Annotated in this window: 10 protein-coding genes; all 10 read right to left on the bottom strand. The window is 39.1% G+C overall.

The window, feature by feature from the left end; translation table 11 throughout:
• A partial coding sequence (locus tag FFM51_RS08550) for a tape measure protein (protein WP_223875923.1) occupies positions 1-2,084 on the bottom strand: 2,084 nt, incomplete at its 3' end.
• A 30-nt stretch (positions 2,085-2,114) separates the two neighbouring features.
• Positions 2,115-2,261: a hypothetical protein gene (locus FFM51_RS08845; RefSeq protein WP_170999607.1), complete on the bottom strand. Its 147-nt coding sequence runs from the start codon at positions 2,259-2,261 to the stop codon at positions 2,115-2,117.
• A 47-nt stretch (positions 2,262-2,308) separates the two neighbouring features.
• Complete coding sequence (locus FFM51_RS08545; RefSeq protein WP_137598201.1) at positions 2,309-2,704, bottom strand: hypothetical protein; 396 nt, start codon at positions 2,702-2,704, stop codon at positions 2,309-2,311.
• A 64-nt stretch (positions 2,705-2,768) separates the two neighbouring features.
• Positions 2,769-3,356: a major tail protein gene (locus FFM51_RS08540; protein WP_137598200.1), complete on the bottom strand. Its 588-nt coding sequence runs from the start codon at positions 3,354-3,356 to the stop codon at positions 2,769-2,771.
• A 4-nt stretch (positions 3,357-3,360) separates the two neighbouring features.
• Positions 3,361-3,684 carry a hypothetical protein gene (locus FFM51_RS08535; RefSeq protein ID WP_137598199.1) on the bottom strand — a complete coding sequence of 108 codons (324 nt, stop codon included), beginning with the start codon at positions 3,682-3,684 and terminating at the stop codon, positions 3,361-3,363.
• Positions 3,674-4,033 carry an HK97 gp10 family phage protein gene (locus FFM51_RS08530; protein ID WP_223875922.1) on the bottom strand — a complete coding sequence of 120 codons (360 nt, stop codon included), beginning with the start codon at positions 4,031-4,033 and terminating at the stop codon, positions 3,674-3,676. The genes FFM51_RS08535 and FFM51_RS08530 overlap by 11 nt, the downstream gene beginning before the upstream one ends.
• The gene (locus FFM51_RS08525; protein ID WP_170999606.1) at positions 4,008-4,331 is read right to left on the bottom strand and encodes a phage head closure protein; all 324 of its coding nucleotides are present in this window, start codon (positions 4,329-4,331) and stop codon (positions 4,008-4,010) included. The genes FFM51_RS08530 and FFM51_RS08525 overlap by 26 nt, the downstream gene beginning before the upstream one ends.
• The gene (locus tag FFM51_RS08520) at positions 4,324-4,593 is read right to left on the bottom strand and encodes a phage head-tail connector protein (protein WP_137598197.1); all 270 of its coding nucleotides are present in this window, start codon (positions 4,591-4,593) and stop codon (positions 4,324-4,326) included. Before FFM51_RS08520 ends, FFM51_RS08525 begins: the two co-directional genes overlap by 8 nt.
• Before the next feature lie 8 nt (positions 4,594-4,601).
• Complete coding sequence (locus FFM51_RS08515) at positions 4,602-4,763, bottom strand: termination factor Rho (protein ID WP_137598196.1); 162 nt, start codon at positions 4,761-4,763, stop codon at positions 4,602-4,604.
• Positions 4,764-4,779: 16 nt separating this feature from the next.
• The coding region (locus FFM51_RS08510; RefSeq protein WP_137598195.1) for a phage major capsid protein at positions 4,780-5,757 on the bottom strand (978 nt) is incomplete at its 5' end.

The following is a 5,757-nucleotide window of genomic DNA, read 5'->3' as shown; positions in this document are numbered from 1 at the left end:
ATTGCATTCCAAACCGTTGTAACTACAGTCTTAATTCCATTCCATACGCTAGAAAAGAATGCTGCTAATGGTGTCCATACCGCTTGTGCTAATGCAACAATCCCATTCCATACAACTGAAAGGACACTAGTAATCACTGTCCACACACCTTGGATCACTGATTGAATTGTTAGGAAAACTAGTGTGATCACATTTTTAATCGTGTTAAATATCGGTGATGCTATTGCCACTATGCCGTTCCAGATTGTTGATAGTGTTGTTGTGATTGCTGTCCAGACCGTAGTAATTACAGTCCCAATCGCGTTAAATACTGTAGATATCGTATCACCAATCGCATTAAATACTGTGCTGGCAGTATCCTTTATTGCATTCCAGGCGTTTTTTAGAAAATCGACAAATCCTTTCCAAATAGTCTGACCTGCTTTTGTTTTGGTGAAGAACACCACTAGCGCTGCCACTAATGCCGCGACTGCAGCTATAACAATTCCCCATGGACCAAAAGACATCAATCCGGTTGCGTCTTTCATTACAGTTCCAAATTCCTTAAAACCTTTGACCGCACTGGTGACCATTGTCATTCCTTTGAATGCCAAGAAAAAAGTCCCGACAGCAGCGGCCAGAACTTTAAATACATCTTGATGTTCCGAGACGGTTTTTAGTACACCAACCAAAATTTTTAAAGCACCAACAACGCCATTAGAAAGGGTACTAATCATTTGAGTCAAATTAGCCTTACCAATGGAATTGATAATATCTTGTATTCCACTAACAACATTCGCTTGCAGATTACCGATTGCACCTTCAAATGTGCTTGTTGATTTTGCAGCCTTAACAGCACCATCATTCATACCTAACTGTTTAACTGCTTTGTTGAATTCATCAGAACTAATTTCGCCTTTTTCCATAGCGTCTCGAAAATTGCCAGTATAAGCGCCATTCTTCTTCATGGCTTCCTGCAATTTCCCAGAAGCACCAGGAATAGCATCAGCTAATTGGTTCCAGTTTTCAGTGGTTAATTTACCTGCGCCAGCTGTTTGAGTCATGACCATACCAACTGATTTAAAGGTATCAGCATTGCCACCAGCAACAGCGTTTAAGTTACCAGCTGCTTGTGTCAATCCTGTATAGTCCTTAATTCCATTAGCAGCTAATTGGGCGGTCATATTCGATACATCACCCAATTCATAAACTGTCTGATCAGCATATGTTTTAACGGCTGCACTAGCTTTGTTAATCTCTGCATCACCCAAACCCGCAAACTTCATTGTGGATTTAAATTTATCCATCGAATCACTAGCTTCAACACCTTGTTGAACTAAATCACCCAAACCACCCGTTACTGATTGAACAGCACTAGAAGCAGCACCTGCAACGGCACCAAGTGATAGTTTTTCTTTGAATGATCCAAATGTGCGTGATGATGTTTCAGACTTCTGCGACAATTTATCCAGCTCTGCAGTAGTTTGTTTTAAGCCTGCAGGGGTACCGTCAAATTTACCCATGGCGCTAGCTAATTTACTAATATCAGATTTGGCCACACCAGATTGTTCAGCAACCTGCTTAAACGCACTGTCTAATTGTTTGCTAGAAGCCGTTCCATTTTTAATGGCGTTGGTTAGCTTATCACCAAGCACACTTCTGAAACTCTCCACGCTCGTACCGGTTGCTTTGAATAATGTTTGCAACTGATTAACACTGTTAGCGTAATTAGATTGAGCAGATTTAGACGCGCTTAATTGACCCTGATAGGATTTAAGTTTCCCTTCAGTGGCCACAACTTCACGTTGGAACGCGCGGTATTCATCTTCACCTAGATCACCAGACGCAAATTGAGCTTCAACCTGTGCTTGTGCCGATTTTAGAGTTTGAAGTTTATCGCTGGTATTCTGAACCTGTTTGGCCAACAGAGCTTGCTTTTGAGCAATCAAATCTGTATTGCCTGGATTAAGTTTCAGCAAGCTGTTAACTTGTTTAAGCTCCATATTGACTGATTTGGTATTTGATTCGGTGCTCTTTAAAGCACGATCAAGTTTGGTTGTATTACCATCAATTTCAATCGTAATACCCTTAATATTGCCTGCCATATTTTCCCTCCTTTCTTATTTTTAGGCAAATTAAAAGGCGTTAAAATCAGCTTGTGTTGCCTGACGGTTTACGCTTGTATCACTGGTTTTTTCGCCTTGTTCTTTTGTTTTATTAGCTACATATTCAGCCATGTAATCTAGCGCCTGACCAATTGACATGGTCCCTAACTCGTCCACTGAAAATCCCATAGTTTTACAAATGTATAGGAACGAATCACTGTCGATCAGTTCTTTTGATTGATCGGCGCTGTCGATTTTTTTGTTGTCTGAATGGAACTGAATAGTAAATCTTGGATTTGTGGGAATAACTCACTAATATCCAATGATTCATATTGTTCGAAGAAATCCAAAGGTTCACCAATCTTTTTATCAGCTCCTTTTGCAAGTACCCAGATAAAATTGTATAGCGTGCTGATATCAAAGTTATCAACTACCTTAGGATCAAGTTTATCAACATCAACCTCTCCATCATCATTTGTGTTTAGACCATCTAAACCAGTAGCCAGTTTTAACATATCGCCAAAAAAGTCATGCTTGAATTGATTCTTATAAAAAATAGGTGTTGCGGCGGTGCTTCGCAATTTGACTTGTTTATCACCAAGATTAATAGTTTTTTCCAATTTAATTCACCTCATAATTGCCGCCCCGTTAAGTATTGTGTATTTAAATGGCGACTATTTTTTACTAAACTTCTGGAGTTTCAGTTACTGGATCGCCAGGTTCTTGGACTTTATCATACCAAGCGTTAAAGATTTCCTTAGGTGTAGTAGCAGTAGTTTTTGATTTTGTATTACCGGTGTACGGATTGGGTGCAGCAGTAAATTCTAGTTCTTGCGTATCTGGTTCAGTCTTATCTTCTTTTGTCTTACCACTCATAGATGGACGAGTAGCTGATACGTTATATAACACATGACGCGTTTGTGTTTGATCACCGTCAAACTCAAATGCCATGGCAAAATTGTGTTGCTTGTTTTGATTGGACTCGACTAGTAACCCATTGACATCCAGAGTGTCTCCCAATACTTTCTGCCGGAATGTATCACTAAGCAGTGCAACCGTTAATTTGCCTTCATATCCCTGATTAGAGATAGCGTCAAAATAATCGGTATCATCAGCATAGAATGCATTTGATTCACCAGCTGGATCTAAACTAATTTCAACAGCACCTCGTTGTGCCCAATAATTTTCATACGTTAATGCTGTCCCAGTATCTGTTGCAACAGCAATATGCACGTTTTTAAGTCCAAATTGGACTTTGTTTTCAACAGCCATGTTTTCACTCTCCTAAATTGATTTCATAAATTTTTTCGTAGAATTTTTCTTCTGCTATCCAAATATCTTCGAACGGCAAATATCCAATATCTTCATGTTCAAAAAAAGACTCGATCTTAGTTTCAAGATCCGGGTCTTTATTTTCGAAATAATATTCGATATTAAAATTTTTTGTTTTGTAATAGCGAACTCCATCAGCTATTAAGTCAGCTGGAGCAATTTCAGTTACCACCAAATATGGTAGTTGTGGAACTTGTCCCGGATTCCAGTGATTATAAGTCACTGGCAATCCTAATAGCTTAAGCATTGCAATTAATTCAGCCAGCACCTTCAATCGCCTTCTTTAACTCAGTTTCTAATTTCTTTTTCACTTGTTCATCAACGGGTGCAATGTGTGGGATTGCCTTTGAGCGACCGCCATTTCGCAAAGCATGACCGTTTTCCAGCAAGTGGGTTAATTGTCCGTGACCACGATTGTATACAACGTCAGCCTTACCCTGTTTTTGCACGGCCCACGACTTAGCATACCTGCCAGTGTCTTTTGGCGAAGTTCGCTTGAGCTCGTTTGCAGCATCTTTTGCAACTTCGTCTTTAACTCTATCCAATTCTTGCCGAATTTCTTTTGAGTAACCATCTAATATTGAAGCTAAATTAATTTCGCTTGCCGTTCTGATCACCCACCTTCTGTTCAACGTAGACCTCAAGCTCGTCATCATTCAGCGGATACGTTCGGATAACAGAATAGCTTTGTCCATCAGCAATTATTGTTTGCTCATTACTATATTCAAATGAATGCACCACAAACATGCGTGAGGGCCTGATATTAGCTTGAGCCGCTTGATAGAATTCATACTTATTAATCTTCTGTTCTGACGCTTGAACAATCGTCTCTGTTGGCTCTGCTTCTTGGTTACCATATTTATCGGTATGATAACTCTTGCCAACCAACGTAATGTCAATGTCCCAATCAAACATTAGAATCACCGCCATTATGGATAATCAGATTATGCAAGCGGTACTGGAGATTACGTGGCATAGCACCTTCTCCGCGATTTCTGAAACGCCATGCTGCATAGTCAACCATGAACATCAGATGTGTAGGATTATCAGGCTCGTAGTCGATTCCTTTTTCGCTAATCAGTTCATTTTTAACGCTCTTGATAATCGATTCTAAATACGTGTCACGTAATTCGGAGTTAATGCCTAGATTAGCTTTTAACAAGGCTAATTCGTCCATTTAACCACCTACTTTTCGATTTTTTCGATCACTGGTTGTTTCAAATTATTATCAGTAGATAGTAATTCTTCTAATCGTGCCTTTGCAGAATTGGCAGGATACTTGTCACCAATTTCATAAATTTTCTTAGTTTTCTTGTCTTTGAATTTAACCAATACTTTGTAAGTCATTTAAATTACCTCCTATTTAAGCTTTTGGTGTTTCGTCTACTGCACCAAGAGTTACTAAGTAACCAGCGGCAGTATCAGCGGTCTTAACATCAGCACGAATGGCAGCTAGTAACTTTTGTGCGAAATTGTCATTAGTAGCCCATCCAAGTTGTACCTGGTCACGATCAAAGAACTTAGTGAATCGTTTGGCATCTCCAATAAACGCTACTTGATCACCAGCTTTTTCACCTAATAAATTATCGGCAACAACAGCGACATCTAAACCTAATAAACGCTTGCCAGAAGTTGCTGTAACATCAGGTTGCAATAAGTAACGACCATCATTGTCTTTCAAAGTATCAAGATAGTTATAACCAGATTGTGATGTGATGACTACCTTGTTGTAGGCCGGATCCAAATCAACATTAATAATATGCTTGATATCGTCAACAGAAGGTGCTGTTTTTGCTGGGGCTTCTTTAAGAGATGTCACAACTAATCGATTCTTAGTGTTTAAAACAACAGAATCTAATGTTTTTTGCAACAAGCGCTTCAGTTCAGCAGCGTCTTGGATAGCCTCATTAGAATTTTCAATTGCACCACGATAGGTTTGAACAGCCCAATTAATAGTTAGTAATTCAGGATTCTTTAATTCTGGATTAGCTGCTAACTCTTCAACCGTGTGTAATGATTCGTCTACCTTTTTGGCAACATTCCAAGTTCCACCAGGATTGCTAACCTTGATTACATCAACAAATTTAGTTAAATCGTATTGAGTTTCAATTTCATCTTGTGCTTCATAAATGATTTGCTTTGGGATAATTGCACCAATATCAGCAGTGGTAATTCCAGCACGATTTTCACCTTTTGAATTAATAAAATCAATTAATCCTCGAGCTTCTTTTTCATTTTCGTCATTTTTAACAATGGTCTTCATGCGTTGAACGCCTCCTGTTTTTGATTTCTGTGCTGGTGTTGGATCTGGCTTAGTTTCATCATCTTTGCCACCGTTCAT

It is taken from the genome of Paucilactobacillus kaifaensis (assembly GCF_005405145.1).
Lineage (GTDB): Bacteria > Bacillota > Bacilli > Lactobacillales > Lactobacillaceae > Paucilactobacillus > Paucilactobacillus kaifaensis.
This window is presented reverse-complemented; position numbering and strand designations above follow the sequence as displayed.